Below are 19,721 nucleotides of genomic sequence, written 5' to 3'. Positions count from 1 at the left end.
CAAAACTCAAGGGAGGTCCGTGCGTGATGAAAGCAATTTCCCGCAAACTGCTTGGCGGATTGTCGGCACTGGCAATTATCGCGTTGCAGCCGGCCCTCCCAGTGCGAGCGCAGACGCAGCCCCCCGTACCGACAGCAGCACCAGCGCAGACAAGCACAGAACAGCCCGCAACCGCACTCCTGTCTGATGATGAGCTTGAAGTGCTCGTAGCGCGGATTGCGCTCTATCCGGATGAATTGGTTGCGGCAATTTCGGCCGCCTCGCTCTTTCCTCTACAGATCGTCGAGGCGCAGCGCTTCCTGGAAGCAAAGAAGAAAAATTCCGACCTCAAGCCCAAAAGCGATTGGGACGGCAGCGTCGTTTCGCTGCTCAACTACCCAGACATCGTCAAGATGATGAGCGAGGATCTCGATTGGACGCAGTCGCTCGCCGATGCGCTCGCCAATCAGCAGAAGGATGTCCTGATTGCCATCCAGCAGCTTCGTGACGAAGCGGTGGAAAAGAACATCATCAAGACGGATGACAAAGTGACGATCGTCACCGAAAACGACAACATCATCATCCGGCCGACCGATCCGGAGAAGATCTATATCCCGCAATATCCGCCGGAAATGCTGTATGAGCCGGGCTATGTTTCGGCGCCGATCTCCTATTATCCCGATTATTACGACAACTACTACTACCCCGGGGCAACGTTCTTTGCTGGCGCTGTAACCGGCCTTGCCTGGGCGGCCATCGTCAACTGGGACGACTGGGGAGTATGGGGCGGCCGCTGGGATGGCGATATCGACATCGACTGCAACAATTGCCTGAACGACCGCAACTTCAACGGAAAGCTGAAGTGGAACGACGTCGACTGGAGCAATGTCGATCGCAGCAAGCTCAGCATCGGCAAGGACCAGCTTGCGAAGATGGACCGGTCGGCGATCAAGTCCGGCCTGCAGGCCGACAATCGCAACCAGCTGCGCAACAGGGCCAACGATATCCAGGCGAGCCAGCGGCCCGGCAATCGCGCTAATTCGGCACGTGCGGAAGATATCCGCAAGAGCACGGCTCAGGGCCTGAAGGACAGACCGCAGGCAAACAGGCCAACAGCAGCAAATCGACCAGCGGCAGCCAATCGGCCGGCAGCATCCCGGCCCGAGGCACGTCCTCAGAAGGCCGCCAATCGACCGTCCAAGCCTGCGCAGAAATCCGTCAATAGGCCCAATAAACCGCAGATGGCTGCCAGACCCGACAATCGCGGACGTCAGACGAGCGCACTCGGCAATGTCCAGTCCGGTCGTCGTGAGGCAGTTGCCTCGAAACGAGGATCGCAGAGCATGGGCGCCCATCGCCAGTCAGCTCGTCCCGCACAGCATCGGCCGCGCCCACAGGGTGGCGGCGGTCGCGGTGGCGGTGGCGGCAGACGGCGGTGAGACCTCTTTTCAGTTCAGGGAGTTACATCATGAAACGTCAATCGACCGTAATTCCGCTCATGCTCGCGACAGTACTTTGCGCAATGCCGGCAGCACCCGCACTTTCGCAAGAGCAGACAGATCTTGCCGACTACAAGGCGGCAACGCCATCGCCGAAATTCGACAGTCCTGAGCTTGCGCTCGATAAGCTCAAATCGGTGCTGGGCTCGAACAATATCGACGATCTTGCCACGTTGCTCGGCTTGAAGCCGGACAAGCTGCGCTCGAACAACGAGGCGATGATCGCCTATGGATTGATCCGCGAAGGCGCCGAACGACGGGTGGTTTTGCGGGATTCAGAAGGCATGAAGATCGTTGCGATCGGCGATCGGCTTTGGCCCCTGCCGTTTCCGCTGACCGAGGGCAAGGACGACAAATGGTCCTTTGATACTCAGCGCGGCCTCGAGGAGATCATCAATCGCCGCATTGGCGAAAACGAACTCGCCACCATCGACACCATGCATGAATATGTCGCGGCCCAGTATCAATTTGCATCCGAGGACCGTGATGGCGACGGCATCTATGAGTTCGCAAAGAAATTGATCAGCAGTCCGGGCAAGATCGATGGCTTGTACTGGGATCCAAACGTTTATCCCGAGGAAAGCCCGGCAAGCGCGCTGGTCGAGACAGCTGCCTTCGGCGCCGCCAAACGCGGGGAGGGCTATTACGGCTATCGCTACCGCATCCTGACGTCCCAGGGAGACAACGTGCTTGGCGGCAAGCAAAGCTATATCATCAACGGTTATATGACCGGCGGCTTTGCGCTCATCGCCTGGCCGGTCAAATATCGGGTCACCGGCGTGCAGACATTCATGGTCAACGGGACGAGCGTCATCTACCAGCGCGATCTGGGACCGGAAACGGAAGCGCGCGCGGCGGCGATCAAGGATTTCAATCCGGATGCCAACTGGACCGTCGTAAGCGAATAGGATCTTAGTCCATGCTGCCGGTATCGCCGGCGGTATGCGCAAGACAGCGGCCATGGCGCGGTTGGAATAGTGTTCGTTCCCACCTATTGCGCCAGGTTCGGGGATCATCCTGGCTCGCCATTCGATCTACGCAAGCGTCAGTTCCTCACAAGTGCCGGCAAAGACGTCAACATTCCAGCCTCTGCCTTCATGAAGAACGCGGTCGCAATAATATGGCCAGCCGCGTGGAGCAGGAGATTTCGTGCCTCTCGGATTGGAATTTCGTACCCATATTCCTTCCGGGCGAGGCCGGCGCGAAATCTGATCGTCAGGTGCGGGGAACGCCCATCCATCGAGCGGACACGGATGGAGTTCTGATCCCGGCGGTAAAGCTGGACATGCAGGTCGTTGGCGCAAACGCGCCCACGGTCGTTGCTGACCGGGAACTTTCACTCGATCTCGGTCGCTTTCAATTCGGTATTCCCTCGCTCATGCCTGATGTTGCCGGTCAGTCGACAGGCGGCTCCCAGGTGAGGAAGAAGCCCACATCCCCAGGCATGCCGTCGGGAAAGTTGATGATCATCGCCTTGAGCCCGTAACCTTGAGGTTTGGCGACCTTCTCGAAGAGTTCGTGAAGTTCCTTTGCCTTTCCCTGCAGTGTTTTCTGCCATCCCGGAAGGTTGTTGTTGATGGCTCGGCCGCTATCCGTGCAGAAGGTCGAGGGGAAACTGTAGATCAGCGCCTCGTATTTGCCGTCTGCAGCGGCTTTCATCACCAGTCGCTTGATGACGGCGCGTTCCGTTTCACCGATCTGTTTGCGGAAAAAGTCCTCGACGAATTCCGAATGTTTCTTCGCTTCACGCGCCTTGATCTTTTCGTTGCGCTCCATTTCCAGAAGCTGGAGTTCCAGAGCACGTTTGCGCAGCTCCTCTGCGCTTGCCATGGATTGGGGTGTGGACGTCTCAGGTGATGTCATCGCCGTCTCCTCCAGAGTGCATGGGCGATGATAGAGCGCGCAGGCAGCCGAAGGCAGTAAAATACACGTCCGATCCGGTAGAATACGGTATCTTACGCCGGCATATGACCCGCGAAGACCTGCCAGGCCATCAGGTGATCCATTGCGCAAGCTTTGTTTTATTAGTGTTTTCTATTAAATGACATTGCCGTCATGGCGGCTCGGGACTATCGTCCAAGGCAGTATGCTGCAGGTTGTTATCAATCGGATTCTGGCGGATTCTGGGGGAGCCGATGGCAAATGCAGGCGTTGACAGGGCCGGCGGCAGCACGCCTTCGCAGGAGGAGGTGCGGCAGCAGCTTGAGCGCATTCTTTCCAGCCCGGAGTTTCGTCTTCCCGAGCGGGCGAGAAGATTCTTCGAATTCGTCGTGACGGAAACACTTGAGGGCCGTCGCGAGTATCTGAAGGCCTTTACGATCGCGCAAGCCGTTTTCGGCAGGGATGCGAATTTCGATGCTCAACAGGATCCATGCGTCCGTATCGAAGCCGGGCGGCTGAGGAGGGAGCTGGAACACTATTACCTGACCGCCGGCGGCGCTGACCGGATCATCATTACAATTCCGCTGGGCGGTTACACGCCGGTCTTCGACGTGAGGCAAGGCACTGAGCCCGCAGATATGTCGAAACTCAGGCATTCCGATCAGCCGATATCAGGGGGAGGCGATGCGCGGCAGGCCAATATCATCGGAGATACGGTCGGCCGAGACAGGGCGAGCTGGCGCTTGTCACGCCCCCGATATTGGCTCCCTGCGGGGGGCGCAGTGATCCTCCTCGTCTCGGCGGCGATGCTTTTGCATGCAAGGTTGTTCGATATGGAAGCCGAGACAGCGACGGCGGCCGACAGCCGCCCCACTATCGTCGTCGAACGCTTCGCAAGTGCCTCTGAAGGAGGGCTCGCATCCGATATCTCCAGAGGCATTACCGACGACATCATCGAAAAACTCGTCCCCTTCAACGACATCGTCGTCGCCGTGGCCGTGCTGCCGCGCAATAGGGAAGGCCGGGCTTCGTCGGAGCCGCTCTACGCGCTCCAGGGAAGCGTCCGGCTGGAAGGCAATACTCTGCGCTCAACGGCAAGGCTCGTGCGACGGGCGGATGGAGTGGTCATCTGGGCAAACAATTACGATGCCGACACGAAAGTGCAGGGCATCCTGAAAACGCAGGGGAGCCTTGCCGAAGATATCGCGACGGCGGTCGCACGGCCGTTCGGCGTTATGTTCGAAACGGACACCGCCAGCATTGCCGGAAGTGCCGACACTTTTTCCTGCATTCTGTCCTATTATAGCTATCGCAGCGAAATGACTGCGCAGGCGCATGAGATGGCAAAATCCTGTCTGCAACGGGCCGTTGAAAAGAAACCCGATGTTTCCAATACCGTCGCTCTTCTTTCGCTGATCCATCTCGACGAGTTCCGTTTTCTGTACCAGCTGCACACCAAGCCGACAGCCGCTACGCTCAGCGTTGCGAAAGAACTTGCCGAACGCGCAGTAAGGCTCGACCCGAAGAATGCGCGCGCGCTTCAAGCACTAATGCTCGCCAATTTTTTCAGCAATGACCCGACCGGAGCCCTGCATGCCGGCGAGGCCGCCTATGCCAGCAACCGGAACGACACCGAAGTGGCAGGTGAATACGGCTTGCGCCTCTCGATGTCGGGAAAATGGGGCAGGGGTTGCGAACTGGTTTCCGAGGCCGTCAGCCGGAATGCCGGACCACGCGGATATTACGAGGTTGGAATGGCGCTTTGTGCTTTCATGCGGGGCGACACGCAAGCCGCGGAACTGTGGTCCCGCATGTCGGACCTGAACTACAATCCGATGCATCGCCTCGTATTGCTCTCCATCCTCGGCACGCTGGGAAAACCGGCCGAGGCCAAGGAGCAGCTCGATTGGATCGAGCTCAGGTCACCGGCATTGATCCCGAACGTCAGACGGGAGGTCGCCAAGCGGCTGGCGCGGACCGAAGACCAGGAGCGCTTTCTTGCGGGACTCAAGGCTGCAGGCCTGCCGGTGTCGGATGATGAGGCGTCAAAGGACTAAAATGGCGATAGCCATGCAAATGCGGATGGCGCCGAAGCTTTCTCAAGCGCCGTCGCCGCTCCTTGGCTACCGGCGTCTGTCGAGACATAGCAGCCAAGCGATCCCGAGAAGACCGGAGAGGGCACTGACCACCGCAGTGCCGGAATAGCTGGTGATGGCTGTGCCAGCGGCAAAGAGAAGAGCGCTCAGTCCGGCGCTGAGAAAGATGTTAACGGAAATCAGCGCGCTGCCGAGACCGGGCCGCTCGGCGATCAAGTCCTGCAGATAGGTGATTGGAATGGAGATCAGTGACGCCGCGCCGATGCCACTGATCAAGGTGAGGGCATAGACATGCCACGGCTCATGGGCAAAAGCCAGAAGCAGTAGGTAGACGGCATAGATCAATGCCCCGGCTGCAAGGGCCGCGAGTTGGCTGATGCGACGCAGCAGGCGCGACCAGACGATGATGAAGACTACCTCGAGGAGAGCGACGATCCCGACCAGAATACCGATATCAGCGACAGTACCGCGGGCGGCGCCGGTTACGACGAGGGGAAAAATGGCGTCGTTCACATGCAATGTGCTGCTGATCAGCGCGATCGCCGTGATCCTGCTGAAGATTTTGGGAGAAATCACCTGGCCAAGTGCGGCGAGATAGGTGAGATGGTGGGCGGCAGCATGATCCGTGCCGCTCTGTCGGGGCAAAAAGAAGCCCACGAGTCCCACACAGACAAGGCAGGAAATAGCGGCGAAGAGATAGGCTGGCAACATGGTCGAAGAGGAGGAGAGCAGAACCCCCGTGAGCCCGGGAACCAGGACCCAGGAAAGCGAGATCATCGCCCGCACGCCGGAATTGACGGTCGCCACGTCAGCCGGCGCCATTCCATGGGCCGCGGCCCGGACATTGGCAAAGAGCAACGAGTTCAGGCAACCATAGACTGGCAGCAGCAGAAGCGCGCTGAGGACAAATATGTCCTGCGTCGGGAAGAAGAAGACTGCGCCATAACCGACAACGCCGAAGGTCGCCGCAACAAGCATCATCGAACGATATTCACCGAGCCGGTCGGCAAGATTGCCGAGCAGAATGCTGACGATTGCGTTGACCGCCGCTGCGGCGAAGATCAGCGCAGCATAGAGTTCATTCGACAGGCCGAGCTCGCGGATGCCGACCACAGACCGATAGGGGGCCGTCGTCGCTCCGGCAAATCCGAAGGTGAAGATGGCGACCATGCTCACCCGGATTGCAGGATTACGGAAAACGTTGGGAATCAAGCGGTTCATTATCGTCGTCAGCTGGCTTTGAGGCGTCTGGTGCGGATCGGGAAACCGCGATCGCACTAGGATCGTCATGATCAATTTCGGTCGCGCCTGAGGGCGGGAAGGCGCGCATGCGGCGTGTAGCCGAAATCCTCATTCAAGGGAAAGACAAAGCGGCCGGCCTGACGCTCAGTTGACAGCTCAAAGCTTCGGGCTGAGCGCCACGATCGCCGCGAAACGGTCCCAATCCTTCGACGCTTTTGGGGTCCAGGCAGCCTCTGCGATTGCCGGAAGACGCGGGAAGACGAGGCGATTGAAATAGCCGCGCGACAGGAAGTGCTCCGACCAGATGCAGGCCTGGACGCCTTTCAGCTTGTGCTTCAATTCCTCCGGGAATTCGCCGGCGGCTTCATAGGCATAGGTGTGGGCCGGCGGTACCGTACCGGCCCAGCTCGCGCCCGGTTCCTGGAAGGCTTCGGCTTGGACCATGTCGAGATAATAGGCCTGGCCCGGCGTCATGACGACGTCATAACCCTGTTCGGCAAGCTCGATGCCGACCTGCGGATTTTCCCAGGCCATCAGGAGGCTGTCCTTCGCGGCAACTCCGCCGCCATGAGCGACCTCGTTCCAGCCCGCAAGCTTGCGGCCGCGCTTGTCGAGCATCGTCTTGATCTGCTTCAGGAAATAGGACTGCAGACCGAACGTGCCGGAAATGCCTTGTTCGGCCATCAGCTTCCTGGCAAGCGGCGAGGCGAGCCAGGAGCCGTTCGCCACTTCGTCGCCGCCGATATGGATGTAAGGCGAGGGGAATAGCTCGACCATTTCGTCGAAGACCTTTTTCAGGAATTCGTAGGTCAGCGGCACGGCAGGATTCAGCGCGTTGTTCGGGTAGCCCTGGACAGAATGGTAGCTTTCCGGTGCCTCCTGTCCATCCGTCAGATCGGGCAGGGCAACCAGCGTTGCCGCATTGTGGCCGGGGATATCGATCTCCGGAACCACCTCGACGTTGAGGGAGCTCGCATGCGCGACGATGTCTCTGACATCGTCCTGCGAGTAGAAGCCGCCGACCGGCTCCGCGCCATTGCCGAGCTGCGGCAGCAGCGGTTCGTCCGGCCCTCGCAGCACACCCGTTGTCGTCAGCTGCGGATAGGCCTTGATCTCCAGACGCCAGGCCTCGTCGTCGGTCAGATGCCAGTGGAAGATGTTGAGCTTGAACCAGGCAAGGATGTCGATCAGCCGCTTGACGTCATCAACCGGATAAAACTGCCTGGAAACGTCGAGATGGCAGCCGCGCCAGCTATAGCGGGGGTGATCGGAAATCGTTCCCGAAACCGGGAAGCGGAATTTGCCCTGGCTGGCGCGCGTACCGTTCAGCATCTGCGCGAGCGAGATCAATCCGTACTGGCGCCCAGCGGAGCCGGAATAGGAAAGTGTCACGCGATCGGCCGCGAAGGTCAGCCGGTAGGCTTCGGTGTCGAGCGAGGCGTCCTTGCGGAAGGTGAGGGCTCGGCCCTGTGGCGAGGCGACCAGATTGAAAACCGAATGGTCGCTTTCGAAAAGGCGGCGCGTCAGGGAAATGCATGTTGATATCGCCGACAATTCCTCTGCGCTGGCGCCCTCCGGATAGAGGATGACCGGAAAACTATCATCCGGCTTCGCATCGATTTCGGCCGGCCATGGCTGCAGTGCAAAAGGCAGATCGAGCCGGCCCTCGGGCAAAAGCGCGGGCGGAGGCTCGCTCACGCGGCCTTCGAGAAGCAGATCGGAAACGGCGACCGGCATATGCTCTCCGGAAGACAGCGTCAGATAGGCGGACTTGGCGCCATCGGTGCAATGCCGTGCCGGGCGGTGCAGACCGGCGACCGTGAAGGTCCAGCTTTCACCGGCTGCGAGGGCCAGTCCGGCCGGCGGTTCGAATTCATGGAAATTGGCGTTGCGTCTCAGAAAGGTGGCATTGCCGCATGCGGCGGCATCGATGACCCGCGTGAGCGAGGTGTAGACAAGCTTGAAACCAGAGAGCGCCTCGCCGGAGAGATTGAAAAGCGTGAAGGTAAAAGTGCCATGCGGCCTGCCACCAGGGTTCCAGCTGCTTTCCAGACGATAGTCGGCCGGCTTCATATCTCGTTCCTCTTGTTGTCTCTTTCGATTTCAATAGTGCTCGGACTGGGAAAACGTGCGGGCAAGCTCGGCCTGACCGGCTGTCAGGCCGCAGTCGACCGGCAGGCAGACGCCGGTGATCGCCGCAGCCTGCGGCCCAGCCAGGAAGGCGACGGCATTGGCGACGTCCTTCGGATCGACGACGCGCTGCAGCGGATACCAGCGACGGGCGTCCTCGAAGACATTGGGATTGGCGGCCGCCCGGGCTTCCCAGGCCTGTGTCTTCACTGTTCCGGGGGCAACGGCATTCGCGCGGATGCCGAATTTTCCGTATTCGACGGCGACCAGCCGGGTGAAATGCAGAAGTCCGGCTTTGGCCGCGCTGTAGGCCGGATGTCCGAACACGTTCATGCCATTGACCGAGGCAATATTGACCATAGAGCCCCGCGAGGTCTTCAACTGGTCTTCGACAGCCCGAAAGCAGAGAAAGGCGGCTTCGAGGTTGAGCGCATTGTCGGCGCGCCAAATCTCCGGCGTCGTATCATGCAGGCTGACGGCGCGGGCTGCGCCCGCATTGTTGACGAGCGTGCGCAGGCTGCCGAGCTGGGCTGCGCGCTCGGCAAGAGCCGCAACGCTTGTCTCACTGGTCACATCGCACTCGATGGCGACGAAGCGGTCGGATGGTCCAAGCCTGCCGGCAACGGCTGCCGCAGTGACGAGATCGATATCCGCAAGCAGAATGACGTCATGATCGGCGGCGAGTCGATCGGCGATCGCTGCGCCGATATCGCCTGCTGCTCCTGTCACAATGGCCACTGATTGCGTCATTGTCGCTCCCTCTCGTTGATCAGTCTCCAAGCAGCTGCTTGTCGTCGCCATCGCGGTATGTAACCAACTGCTGTTTGATGCGTCTCAGCGTCGTCGTCGCCTTCGGTTGGATCGCATAGGCGACGAGGCTCGCCAGGATATCGACGGTTGCGATATAGGCGATACGCGTCGATGTCGGGCGAAAGATGTTGGTGCCTTCCGGAAGATCGATCGGCACAACGATCTCGGCGGCTCTTGCGACCGGGCTGTCGGTTTGCGTCAGCGCAATGGTCTTGACCTTGGCTTCGCGTGCCAGTGCAAAGGCCCGAACCAGCTCTGCGTTGCGCCCGGAGAAGGACGAGCCAATGATCACATCGCCGGCCTTCGCTGCCGCCGCCATCATCAGCTGCATGCTATGGTCGGAACTGGAGGTGATCTTGAGACCAAGCCGAAAGAGCCGATTCTGCAGCTCGTCGGCGATCATTGAGGAATTGCCGCCCGATCCGAAGGCATAGATCATCTCCGCCTTGGCGATCTGCGCGACCGCAGCTTCGATCGCGGTGAGGTCCAGCGAGCGATGCAACAGAAAAAGGGCGTTCTGCGCTTTAGTGATGATATCCTGAGCGACATCGGCCGGATCGCTGCTCTTTGATTCCGGCTTCAGGTAACGCACGCCGACATGGGCGGTGCGGGCAAGCTGCACCTTGAAATCGGAAAAGCTGTCGCAGCCGAGGCGGCGGCAGAAACGTGTAACCGTCGGCGGCGAGACTTCCGCGCGTTCGGCAAGCTCGATGATCGACGCATTCACCGCGAATTCGAAATCATTGACGATGATGTCGGCGATGCGGCTCTCGGAGGCAGAGAACCGGCTCCGGTCTTCCTGCAATGTGGAAAAGATATCCAAGCCGGTCCTCCCGTCGATCCGTCAGTCAACTCTTCTTCTTATAGGCAACGCAGTCGATCTCGATCTTGCAATCCACCATCATCGACGATTGGACGCAGGCGCGGGCCGGCGGATGTGCGCCGAAATAATCCTGATAGATCTTGTTGAATGTCCAGAAATCGCGGTGATCGTCCAGCCAGACGCCGACGCGCACCACATCCTCGACGCCGTATCCTGCTTCGTCGAGAATGGCGAGCACATTGGCGATCGTCTTATGCGTCTGGGCAACGATATTGCCGTCGATGATCTCGCCGTTTTCCATTGCCACTTGGCCGGAAACATAGAGCCAGCCATCTGCCTCGACGGCGCGTGCGAAAGGCAGCGGCTTGCCGCCGGCGCCGGTCTGAACAGTGCCATATCGCTTGATGGACATATTGGGATCCCTGCAAATTATTTTCTTGATAAGTTGACAAGGGACCATAGAAAGCAGATTTTGACCAGTGAAAAACACCATTTATGAAAAGAATTTAAATCGGGAGCGAAGATGCGTGATCCTTTCAAGAATCCTTTTCCGCCCTCCGATCCTGCACGGCACGCCATCTGGGAGATGCTCGTGCCTCGCGATATCGATGCATTTCTGGCAGCCGACTGGTCGATGGTCGAAGGTGATTTCGTCGAGGAAGGTTTTATCGGCATCGATGGCCGCAAGGAGATCAGCCCCGACAAGTGGCGCCTGGCATTCCCGGCACTCGGCGCCTATCGCGACGAGTGGCTGAGACAGGCAAGGGATTTTGCAACGCAGAGCTTCGCCGAGGATACCCGCGCGGCGATCTTCACCACCACGACGCTCGAGGACATCGAGATCGAGGGCGACATGGCGCTTGTCCGCAAGAAGTTCGACGGAAGTCTCACGAAGAGCGATGGCACCCGCGATATCATGCAGTGGCAGACGCTCTATTATTGCAGGCTCCACGAGGGACGGTGGAAGATCTGCGGATTTACCGGCTACCTGCCGAACCCGATGGGTTGAGGCGGGACCGCAAAAAACGAGGCCAACTCAATTGCGCATTTTCACGGCAGCACTGGCGACCGAAACCAATACGTTTTCCCCGATCTGTGTGGACCGCCGCGCTTTCGAAGCCTCTCTTTATGCCCCGCCCGGCCAGCATCCGGAAACGCCCACACTCTGCACCGCGCCGATCACTGTCGGTCGCCGCGTCGCCGCTGAAAAGGGCTGGGAGCTGATCGAGGGCACGGCAGCCTGGGCAGACCCGGCCGGCCTCGTCAACCGCCAGGCCTATGAAGGCTTACGAGACGAGATTCTTGGCCAGCTCCGTGCCGCAATGCCCGTCGATGCCGTGGTGATGGGCCTGCATGGGGCGATGGTGGCTGCGGGATACGAGGATACGGAAGGCGACCTCCTGACCCGCATGCGCGATATCGTCGGACCGGACGTATTGATCTGCGCCGAACTCGACCCGCATAGCCATCTGACCAAGAAGCGCCTCGAAGCGCTGAATTTCGCAGTTTATTTCAAGGAATTTCCGCATACGGATTTCGTCGATCGTGCCGAAGATCTCTGGCGCATCGCCGTCGACGCGCTCGAGGGCAGGGTCAAGCCGGTCAATTCGATATTCGACTGCCGGATGATCGATGTCTTCCCGACCTCGCGCGATCCGATGCGTTCCTTCGTCGACAAGATCATGCGGATCGAGACGGAAGATCCGGACATCCTGTCGATCTCCGTGGTCCACGGCTTCATGGTCGGCGATGTGCCGGAGATGGGCACCAAGCTGCTTGTCGTCACTGACAACAATCCGCAAAAGGGTGCGTTGCTGGCGCGCGAACTCGGCATGGAGCTGTTTTCCAAGCGTGGCACCTTCATGGTGCCGCAGATCGACGAGAGGGAAGCCGTCTCCCGGGCGATCGCCGCCAAAGCCTGGCCGGTCGTCATTGCCGATGTCTGGGACAATCCGGGCGGTGGGACTGCCGGCGATGCCACCGTCATTCTCGAGGAGCTTCTGGCGCGCGGTGTGGCAAGTGCTGCGGTCGGCACGATCTGGGATCCGGTCGCCGTTCAGATCTGTTTTGCCGCAGGCGAGGGGGCCGAAATTCCGCTGCGCTTCGGTGCGAAATCGGCGCCGGGAACCGGCAACCCCGTCGATGGCGTGGTGAAGGTCGTCAAACTGGTGAAGAATGCCGAGATGCAGTTCGGCGAAAGCCTCGCACCTTTCGGTGATGCGGCGCATATCGTGCTTGATGGCATCGACATCATTCTGAACTCGACGCGGGCGCAGAGTTTCGATCCGAGCTTGTTTTCCGCAATGGGCATCGATCCGACCAGGCAGAAGATTTTGGTGATCAAGTCCACCAACCATTTCTTCGCATCCTTCTCGAAGATCGCCGCCGAAATCCTGTACTGTTCGGCGGGAACCCCCTATCCCAACAATCCGGCGACGACCCACTATCGCCGTGCACCGAAGACCATCTGGCCGATCGTGGCCGATCCTCATGGAACCGAACGCGGAGCTGCCTGAATGCATGACAACCGGTTTGCCGTCGTCGCCAAGACTGGAGACAGGATCGTGGATCTTTCCACGCCTCGCCCGATCATCGACGAAGACAGACTGGCGGCCAACATCTCAAGGGTCCAGTCTTACATGGACGAGCACGGGCTGAATTTCCGTCCACATATCAAGACCCATAAGATACCGGCGCTCGCTGCGGCCCAGGTCGCGGCCGGCGCCAAGGGTATCAATTGCCAGAAGGTGACAGAGGCAGAGGTCTTTGCCGAAGCCGGTTTCGAAGACATCCTGATCACCTTCAATATTATCGGAGCCCCGAAGCTCGAACGGCTCGCCGCCTTGAACGATCGCATTTCCGGTCTCAAAGTCGTTGCCGACAGCGACGTGACGGTCGACGGCCTGTCTGCACATTTCTCCGGCCGCAAGCCGCTGACCGTGCTCGTGGAATGCGATACCGGCGGTGCCCGCTGCGGCGTCCAGACGCCCGAGCAGGCGGTCTCGCTCGCCAGACGCATCCTTCCCGCCGACGGGCTGACATTCGGCGGTATCCTCACCTATCCGAAGCCGCAGTCGGCCGATGTCGTCGAAGCTTTCATCCAAGCCACATTAAAGCAATTGGCGGCAGACGGTATCGCCTGCCCGATCGTCAGCAATGGCGGTACGCCCAGCCTCTTTCAGGCGCATCTGGTCAAATCGGCGACGGAACACCGGGCAGGGACCTATATCTATAATGACCGTCAGATGATCCGGATGGGACATTGCACGCAAGACGATTGCGCGATGCACGTTTTGGTAACAGTGGTGTCACGGCCGAATGCCGACCGCGCCGTTATTGATGCAGGTTCGAAGGCGCTGACCTCCGATCTTCAGGGCTTTGCCGATTTCGGCCTCGTCGTCGGATATCCCGAGGCGAAGATAGCCAGCCTCTCCGAAGAGCACGGCGTCATCGACCTTTCGGCCTGCACCGCTACGCGGCCTGAGATCGGCGAAAAGCTCTTCATCATCCCGAACCACACATGCGTGGTTTCGAACCTGTTCGACACGATGGTCTTCCATCGCGACGGCATCGTCACGCGCGTCGAGGACGTCGCCGCGCGCGGGCTTGTCTGGTAGCTGATCAATCGACCCTTCACGCCGTTGCCGGAGCCAGCAGGTTCATGTCGATATCGGTGAGCTCGACGTGGCGTTCGAAGGCGACACCTTCCTCGTCAAAGAGATGGCAATCGGCGGCATTGATACCGACGGTAACCGGCGCCTCGGTACGGATACCGACACCGCCGGGCAGCATGGCGCAGAAGTTTTCCGTTTCGCTGCCGAGCGCCGCATAGGCCACGGTGTTCGCGCCAAGCCGCTCGATGACGCTGGGCATAACCGTCAGCGAAATATCGCCGGAGCTGAGCTGGATATGTTCCGGCCGAATACCGAGCGTCATCATCTTGCCGACCATGCCGTCGCGGGGCTTCACCGGTAGGGTCGCCGTCTGGCCGCGATAGTCGACGATCGCGCCTGCCTCGCTTGCGGACGTGCAGGTCACGGGCAGGAAATTCATTTTCGGATTGCCGATGAAGCCGGCGACGAACTGGTTGGCGGGCTTATGGTAGAGCTCGAGCGGCGCGCCGGTCTGTGAAATATTGCCGGCATCCAGCACGACGATGCGGTCGGCCATCGTCATGGCTTCCACTTGGTCGTGCGTCACATAGATCATCGTCGCCTTCAGTTGCCGGTGCAGCTTGGCGAGTTCGATACGCATGTCGGCGCGAAGGGCGGCATCAAGGTTCGACAGCGGCTCGTCGAACAGGAAGATTTTCGGCTCGCGGACGATGGCGCGGCCGATTGCGACGCGCTGGCGCTGTCCGCCCGAGAGCATACCGGGTTTCTGCTGCAGCCTCGTTTCGAGATGCAGGATACGAGCGGCATTCTCGACCTTTGCCTTGAGCTTTTCCTCCTCCATTCTCTCGACGCGCAAAGGGAAGGCGATGTTCTCGAAGACCGTCATATGCGGATAGAGCGCGTAGGACTGGAAGACCATGGCGATGCCGCGCTTGACCGGCGGCAGGTCATTGACCCTGACGCCATTGATGATGATGTCGCCTTTGCTCGTTGCGTCGAGACCTGCGATCATCCGCAGGAGGGTAGACTTGCCACATCCCGAAGGCCCGACGAAGACGACGAACTCACCGTTCTTGACGTCGAGGTTGACGCCTTTCAGAACTTCGTAGTCGCCATAGAATTTTTGAACCTTATTGAGCTGAAGCTGTCCCAAAAATCTGTCTCCGGTCCCGGCCTGAATGCGTAAGAGTTTAGTCAGTGAGGATCGCAGATCGTCGACCTGCGATCCTCGACGTCGGCTTACTTGAAAGCCTCGATCTCGCCGGCAGCCTTCTTCAGAGCGGCTTCAGGCTCGGCCTTGCCGGTGACGACGGACTGGACCATCTCGATCATCGAATTCTGGAAGCCCTTGTAGTCGGTAAAGAGCGGCTCGGGACCACCATAGCTGATGCCCTCGATGAACGGCTTCCAGAAGGGGTCCTTGGCGACGAATTCGTCAACCTTTGCGGACGGACGCAGCGGGGTGAGGCCTGCGCCGCCCTGCAGCTCGTATTCACCCTGGATGTCGGGCGAGGTGATGTACTTGGCGAATTCGATCGCCTTGTCCTCGACGCCCGAACCCTTGAAGATCGCAAGGCTGTCGGTGATGAGAAGCGTGCCTGCACCCTTGGCATCGGGACCAAGCGGCAGCGTTGTGACACCCCAGTTGATCTTCGTATCCTTCAGGCGATAGGCGGCACCGGAGCCGGCCTGGATCATCGCGACCTTGCCATCGAGGAAGATGGCGCGGACTTCGTTCTGCTCATAGGCGGTCGGACCTTCTTCGGCATAGGCCGAAATATCCTTATAGGCCTTCAGCGCAGCAAGGATCTGCGGGCTGTCGAGCGTGATCTTGCCTTCGGCGTCGGTCACGGCACCGTTATTGGTATAAACCCAATGCATGAACTGATGCATCGTGTTGTCGAAGGTCTTGGCGGAAAGACCGAAGCCCGGAATGCCGGTCTTTTCCTTGACGGTCTTTGCCATCTGGATTTCTTCAGCCCAGGTCTTCGGCGGCGTTTCCGGGTCGAGGCCGGCCTGCTTGAAGAGATCCTTGTTCCAGTAGAGCGCCTTGGTGGAGAAGGCGATCGGAACACCCCACTGGTTACCCTCAAAGGTGACCGTGTCGACGATATGCGGGTAATAACCCTTCTTCTCATCGTCGGTCATCGGAACGGGAACGATGAGGTCGTTCTGCGCGAACTCTTTCAGCGTGCGCGAGCCGACATAGGCCATGGCAACCGGCGTGCCGGCGGCAGCCAGCGTCGTTGCCTTGTCCTGGCACTGTGCCCAGCCGACCACTTCCGGCGAGATCTTCCAGCCGGCATTCTTGGATTCCCATTCCTTGATATACTTGGTGTGGATCGGGTCGATCGTGTCGCCGCAATAGATCCAGCTGATTTCCTTGTCGGCTGCCTGGGCCGTAACCGCGGTCAATGCGGTGGAACCGAGCAGGGCGAGCGCTATAAGGCCTGTCTTGATGGTAATGCTCACGTCGTTACTCCCATTCTCTGTGTTAGCTGTTCACTCTTATTGTTGGTCTTATTGTTTCACCGCACCGGCAGTCAGGCCGCCGACGAGATAGCGCTGAAGGAAGAAGATGACGATCATCGCCGGCGCGATGCCGACGAAGGAGGCCGCCATCAGTTCGTTCCAGATGACCTCCTGCTTGCCAAAGTAAGCGAAGAGTCCCACCGGCAGGGGCATGTATTCCGTCTTCGAGTTGAAGGTCAGCGCGAAGATGAACTGCTGGGCATAGGCGCCGATGAAGGTGGTGATCGCGACGACGACAATCCCCGGCATCGCAATGGGCAGAATGACCCGGCGCAGCGTATAGAAATGGCTGGCGCCATCCATGTAGGCCGCTTCGTTGAGTTCCTGTGGAATGCGGATCATGTAGGTGCGCAGCAGCCAGATCGCAGAAGGGATCAGGAAGGCGACGCCCGGTACGATCATCGCAAGATAGGTGTTCAAAACACCCATGCTGCGCATCAAGCGAAAGAGCGGGATGAGCAGAACGGCGCCGGAGAACATATTCACCGTCAGGAAGGCGCCGAGCAGGATGCCCATGCCCTTGAACTCGAACCTCGCAAACGCATAGGCCGCGGGAATAACGAGGCAGAGCACGATCACGGTCACGATGATCGAGATGAAGAACGAGTTGAAGATGTAACGACCGAAGCCCGGTACGCTGATCCACATGGTCCGGTAGGCTTCGAACGAGCCGTTTTCCGGCCAGAAGCGGTAGGGCGAGGAGAAGAGCTGGCTCAGCGGCTTCAGCGACACCAGGAAGCCTTCGACGAAGGGCGAGAGAACGAAGAACAGGAAGAGCGCTATGCCGCAATAGATGAGGATGATTTCCCACCAGCTATAGCGATCGATCATGGGACGGCTGCTCATGCGCGCTTCTCCGGGTTCAGGCGGCGGGTGATACGGAAATAGGCGAAGCAGAAAAGCGACAGGAAGATGCAGATCAGCACCGCGCGCGCTGCGCCTTCGCCATATTTCTTCGAGCCGATCGCCGTCTGATAGGTGTCGATGATCATCGTCGTCGTTTCGCCGCTCGGGCCGCCCTGCGTCAGAATCCAGATGATGTCGAAGGAATTGAAGGTCGCAATCAGCGACAGCATCGACATGGTGATGATGGCCGGAACCATCAGCGGCAGCGTGATGCGGCGGAAGCGATACCAGCGGCCGGCCCCGTCGGTCCATGCTGCCTCGTAGAGGTCCTTTGGAATCGACTGGATCGCGGCCAGGAAGTAGATCGTCACCAGCGGCACGCCGATCCAGACGTCGGTGACAATCGTCGCCCAGAAGGCGGTACTGCCATAGGCGAGGAAGGCGACCGGACCGTCGACGAGGCCGAAGCGCTGCAGCAATCCGGAGATCATTCCGAACTGGCCATTATACATCCAGCCCCACATGAAGATGCCGATTGCCATCGGCACGATCCACGGCGGCATGGTGAGCAGTCGAAACAGCGACCGGCCAGGCACGGCGGCGTTCAGCATCGCAGCGCCGAACGTGCCGATGATCATCTTCAGCGCGACCGAAAAGAAGGTCCAGATGAAGGTTCGGACGATGACTTCCACAAAGGTGGGATTGAAGATCTTCTCGTAATTGACCCAGCCGACCCAGTTCGTCACCTTCCGCAGCGATGCATCCGTAAAAGACAGGATGAACGTATCGACCAGCGGATAGGCGACGATCGCGAGCACATAGAGGACAGCCGGAAAGAGAAGGATCCAGGCGAAGATGACGGCACTTTTCTGAGCACTCATCTTGCCGGTCTCCTCAGGCCGCTCTGGAGTGTAGCGCCTCGTCGAACCGGTCCCATATGGGACGAAGGTCGATCACGGCCTTCTTCATGCGAGCCTCATCCATGGCGAGCGCCAGGATGCCTGCCTCCAACGCGTTGAGCGTGGAGACCGGGAGTTCCGAACCGGTGCGCACGCTCTGCAGAATATCGGCTGCCATCTGTTCGTCGGCGCCGTAATGCTGCGACAGCTCGGTCGCGGCATATTTGTTTTCGACGATCTTGTTGCCGGTCAGCTGCTCGTGCACATCGAGGTAGCCGCGAACGAAGTCGCCTTCGGCCATGCCGCGCGAGCCCATGATGGCGAAGCGGCGGAATTGGTCGGGAACATTCAGGTTGGTGTGGAAATTCATGCCGACGCCGTTGGCGTATTCGATGATCGCCACCTGGTAATCGATGATGTCGGCGTCGCTGTCGAACACCTTGTCCGAGCCCATCCAGCCGCTCGGCTTGCGGTGGAAGAGTTCCAGATCGTTGATGCCTTCGCGCGCCGGGTCGTTGGCGGGGATAAAGCTCTTGCGGCCGCCGAAGCTTGCGACCCGTTCGGGACGGGCGCCCACCACACCATTATAAAGGTCGAGATCGTGGCAGCATTTCTCCAGCATGAAACTGCCGGAATAACGCTCGTAGCGGCGCCAGTCGCGCATAAAGAACGCGCCGTGATAGGGCTCGATATGTTCGGAGGCTTCGATGGAAACGATATGGCCGAGCTTGCCTTCGGCCTGGATGGCACGCAGATCCTTATAAAGAGGCGAGTAGCGCAGCACGAGACCGACCATCAGCCGCTCATGGCCGAACTTCGCCATCAGGGAGGCAAGTTCGATGCTCTCGGCGATCGTCGTCACAATCGGCTTTTCGCAGAAGACCTTGAGACCAGCCTCGAGACCGAGGCGGATATGATCGAGATGCATGTGGTTGGGAGAGCCGATCATCAGGAGATCGAGCTTTTCGGAAGCGAGGAGCTCCTGCGGCGAACCATAGGCCGTGCCGACAGAGACGCCATTTTCGGTCAGTCCGGGAAGTCCCGCAGGATCCGGATCGACGTAACCGACGATCTCGAAGCTGCTGTCGATAGCCTTGAAGACATAGCCAAGATAGCCGAGCCGGAATCCCAGCCCTATGATTCCCACTTTCATGCCAACAATGTTCCCAACTCGTAATTTATTTTCTTCAAGTTGGGACAAAAAACGAGGGTCGTCAACTGAAAACGGGGTTCGGAGCGAATTGATGAAATTAATTTTCATCATCGATTTGGAGATGGAGAATCTATCCCAAGCGCATCATGCCGTTTTTGAGGGTAGGGGATCATGCCCCGTCTTGCAAATGTGTGAGGAAGACCTCGGCCGGCGTTCG

At 59.2% G+C, this 19,721-nt stretch carries 17 protein-coding genes; 6 read left to right on the top strand and 11 right to left on the bottom strand.

Going from position 1 to position 19,721, the window contains the following annotated elements:
- The first annotated feature begins 26 nt into the window (after positions 1–26).
- Both FHT82_RS16525 and FHT82_RS16520 read left to right on the top strand, forming a co-directional pair.
- Positions 27–1,418: a DUF3300 domain-containing protein gene (locus tag FHT82_RS16525; protein ID WP_183734165.1), complete on the top strand. Its 1,392-nt coding sequence runs from the start codon at positions 27–29 to the stop codon at positions 1,416–1,418.
- A gap of 29 nt (positions 1,419–1,447) precedes the next feature.
- A complete protein-coding gene (locus tag FHT82_RS16520) occupies positions 1,448–2,386 on the top strand; it encodes a DUF2950 family protein (RefSeq protein WP_183732871.1) in 939 nt (312 codons plus the stop codon).
- Positions 2,387–2,873: 487 nt separating this feature from the next.
- On the opposite strand, the gene FHT82_RS16515 is transcribed toward FHT82_RS16520, so the two are convergent.
- A complete protein-coding gene (locus FHT82_RS16515) occupies positions 2,874–3,341 on the bottom strand; it encodes a hypothetical protein (RefSeq protein WP_183732868.1) in 468 nt (155 codons plus the stop codon).
- A gap of 272 nt (positions 3,342–3,613) precedes the next feature.
- Between FHT82_RS16515 and FHT82_RS16510 the strand changes: the two genes are divergently transcribed.
- A complete protein-coding gene (locus tag FHT82_RS16510; protein WP_183732866.1) occupies positions 3,614–5,416 on the top strand; it encodes a hypothetical protein in 1,803 nt (600 codons plus the stop codon).
- Positions 5,417–5,482: 66 nt separating this feature from the next.
- Here the strand turns inward: FHT82_RS16510 and FHT82_RS16505 are convergent, their stop codons facing one another.
- The 5 genes from FHT82_RS16505 to FHT82_RS16485 form a co-directional block, all read right to left on the bottom strand.
- Positions 5,483–6,745, bottom strand: a complete 1,263-nt coding sequence (locus FHT82_RS16505) for an MFS transporter (RefSeq protein ID WP_210276803.1) — start codon at positions 6,743–6,745, stop codon at positions 5,483–5,485.
- A gap of 108 nt (positions 6,746–6,853) precedes the next feature.
- Positions 6,854–8,770 carry a beta-N-acetylhexosaminidase gene (locus FHT82_RS16500; RefSeq protein ID WP_183732863.1) on the bottom strand — a complete coding sequence of 639 codons (1,917 nt, stop codon included), beginning with the start codon at positions 8,768–8,770 and terminating at the stop codon, positions 6,854–6,856.
- 30 nt (positions 8,771–8,800) lie between these two features.
- Positions 8,801–9,577 carry an SDR family oxidoreductase gene (locus FHT82_RS16495; protein ID WP_183732860.1) on the bottom strand — a complete coding sequence of 259 codons (777 nt, stop codon included), beginning with the start codon at positions 9,575–9,577 and terminating at the stop codon, positions 8,801–8,803.
- A gap of 19 nt (positions 9,578–9,596) precedes the next feature.
- Positions 9,597–10,460, bottom strand: coding sequence for a MurR/RpiR family transcriptional regulator (locus tag FHT82_RS16490; RefSeq protein ID WP_183732857.1), 864 nt, complete (start codon positions 10,458–10,460; stop codon positions 9,597–9,599).
- A 25-nt stretch (positions 10,461–10,485) separates the two neighbouring features.
- The gene (locus tag FHT82_RS16485; RefSeq protein ID WP_183732854.1) at positions 10,486–10,872 is read right to left on the bottom strand and encodes a RidA family protein; all 387 of its coding nucleotides are present in this window, start codon (positions 10,870–10,872) and stop codon (positions 10,486–10,488) included.
- A 111-nt stretch (positions 10,873–10,983) separates the two neighbouring features.
- On the opposite strand from FHT82_RS16485, the gene FHT82_RS16480 reads away from it, so the two are divergent.
- From FHT82_RS16480 to FHT82_RS16470, 3 genes are read left to right on the top strand one after another with little or no spacing between them, the layout of a single operon-like run.
- On the top strand, positions 10,984–11,469 hold the full coding sequence (locus FHT82_RS16480) for a hypothetical protein (protein WP_183732852.1): 486 nt from the start codon (positions 10,984–10,986) through the stop codon (positions 11,467–11,469).
- Between the two features lie 31 nt (positions 11,470–11,500).
- Entirely contained in the window at positions 11,501–12,976 is a 1,476-nt protein-coding gene (locus FHT82_RS16475; RefSeq protein WP_183732849.1) for a M81 family metallopeptidase, read from the top strand.
- A complete protein-coding gene (locus FHT82_RS16470) occupies positions 12,977–14,077 on the top strand; it encodes a D-TA family PLP-dependent enzyme (RefSeq protein ID WP_183732846.1) in 1,101 nt (366 codons plus the stop codon).
- Positions 14,078–14,093: 16 nt separating this feature from the next.
- Here the strand turns inward: FHT82_RS16470 and ugpC are convergent, their stop codons facing one another.
- From ugpC to FHT82_RS16445, 5 genes are all read right to left on the bottom strand, one after another.
- On the bottom strand, positions 14,094–15,227 hold the full coding sequence (gene ugpC, locus FHT82_RS16465; RefSeq protein WP_183732843.1) for a sn-glycerol-3-phosphate ABC transporter ATP-binding protein UgpC: 1,134 nt from the start codon (positions 15,225–15,227) through the stop codon (positions 14,094–14,096).
- An 86-nt stretch (positions 15,228–15,313) separates the two neighbouring features.
- Positions 15,314–16,519 (bottom strand): extracellular solute-binding protein, encoded by a 1,206-nt coding sequence (locus FHT82_RS16460; protein WP_183734161.1) that lies wholly within the window; start codon positions 16,517–16,519, stop codon positions 15,314–15,316.
- A 75-nt stretch (positions 16,520–16,594) separates the two neighbouring features.
- Entirely contained in the window at positions 16,595–17,452 is an 858-nt protein-coding gene (locus tag FHT82_RS16455) for a carbohydrate ABC transporter permease (RefSeq protein ID WP_183732840.1), read from the bottom strand.
- On the bottom strand, positions 17,449–18,333 hold the full coding sequence (locus FHT82_RS16450; protein WP_183732837.1) for a sugar ABC transporter permease: 885 nt from the start codon (positions 18,331–18,333) through the stop codon (positions 17,449–17,451). Before FHT82_RS16450 ends, FHT82_RS16455 begins: the two co-directional genes overlap by 4 nt.
- Before the next feature lie 13 nt (positions 18,334–18,346).
- The gene (locus FHT82_RS16445) at positions 18,347–19,504 is read right to left on the bottom strand and encodes a Gfo/Idh/MocA family oxidoreductase (RefSeq protein WP_183732834.1); all 1,158 of its coding nucleotides are present in this window, start codon (positions 19,502–19,504) and stop codon (positions 18,347–18,349) included.
- Positions 19,505–19,721: the final 217 nt, after the last annotated feature.

The organism is Rhizobium sp. BK275 (assembly GCF_014193555.1).
GTDB lineage: Bacteria > Pseudomonadota > Alphaproteobacteria > Rhizobiales > Rhizobiaceae > Rhizobium.
Note: the sequence above shows the minus strand (reverse complement) of the source record. Positions and strands in the feature narration are given on the sequence as shown.

Coding starts and splice junctions, on each gene's coding strand:
- FHT82_RS16495 (WP_183732860.1), bottom strand. CDS start 9,577: ATGACGCAATCAGTGGCCATTGTGACAGGAGCAGCAGGCGATATCGGC.
- FHT82_RS16445 (WP_183732834.1), bottom strand. CDS start 19,504: ATGAAAGTGGGAATCATAGGGCTGGGATTCCGGCTCGGCTATCTTGGC.
- FHT82_RS16510 (WP_183732866.1), top strand. CDS start 3,614: ATGGCAAATGCAGGCGTTGACAGGGCCGGCGGCAGCACGCCTTCGCAG.
- FHT82_RS16450 (WP_183732837.1), bottom strand. CDS start 18,333: ATGAGTGCTCAGAAAAGTGCCGTCATCTTCGCCTGGATCCTTCTCTTT.
- FHT82_RS16455 (WP_183732840.1), bottom strand. CDS start 17,452: ATGAGCAGCCGTCCCATGATCGATCGCTATAGCTGGTGGGAAATCATC.
- FHT82_RS16480 (WP_183732852.1), top strand. CDS start 10,984: ATGCGTGATCCTTTCAAGAATCCTTTTCCGCCCTCCGATCCTGCACGG.
- FHT82_RS16485 (WP_183732854.1), bottom strand. CDS start 10,872: ATGTCCATCAAGCGATATGGCACTGTTCAGACCGGCGCCGGCGGCAAG.
- FHT82_RS16525 (WP_183734165.1), top strand. CDS start 27: ATGAAAGCAATTTCCCGCAAACTGCTTGGCGGATTGTCGGCACTGGCA.
- FHT82_RS16470 (WP_183732846.1), top strand. CDS start 12,977: ATGCATGACAACCGGTTTGCCGTCGTCGCCAAGACTGGAGACAGGATC.
- FHT82_RS16515 (WP_183732868.1), bottom strand. CDS start 3,341: ATGACATCACCTGAGACGTCCACACCCCAATCCATGGCAAGCGCAGAG.
- FHT82_RS16505 (WP_210276803.1), bottom strand. CDS start 6,745: ATGACGATCCTAGTGCGATCGCGGTTTCCCGATCCGCACCAGACGCCT.
- FHT82_RS16520 (WP_183732871.1), top strand. CDS start 1,448: ATGAAACGTCAATCGACCGTAATTCCGCTCATGCTCGCGACAGTACTT.
- FHT82_RS16500 (WP_183732863.1), bottom strand. CDS start 8,770: ATGAAGCCGGCCGACTATCGTCTGGAAAGCAGCTGGAACCCTGGTGGC.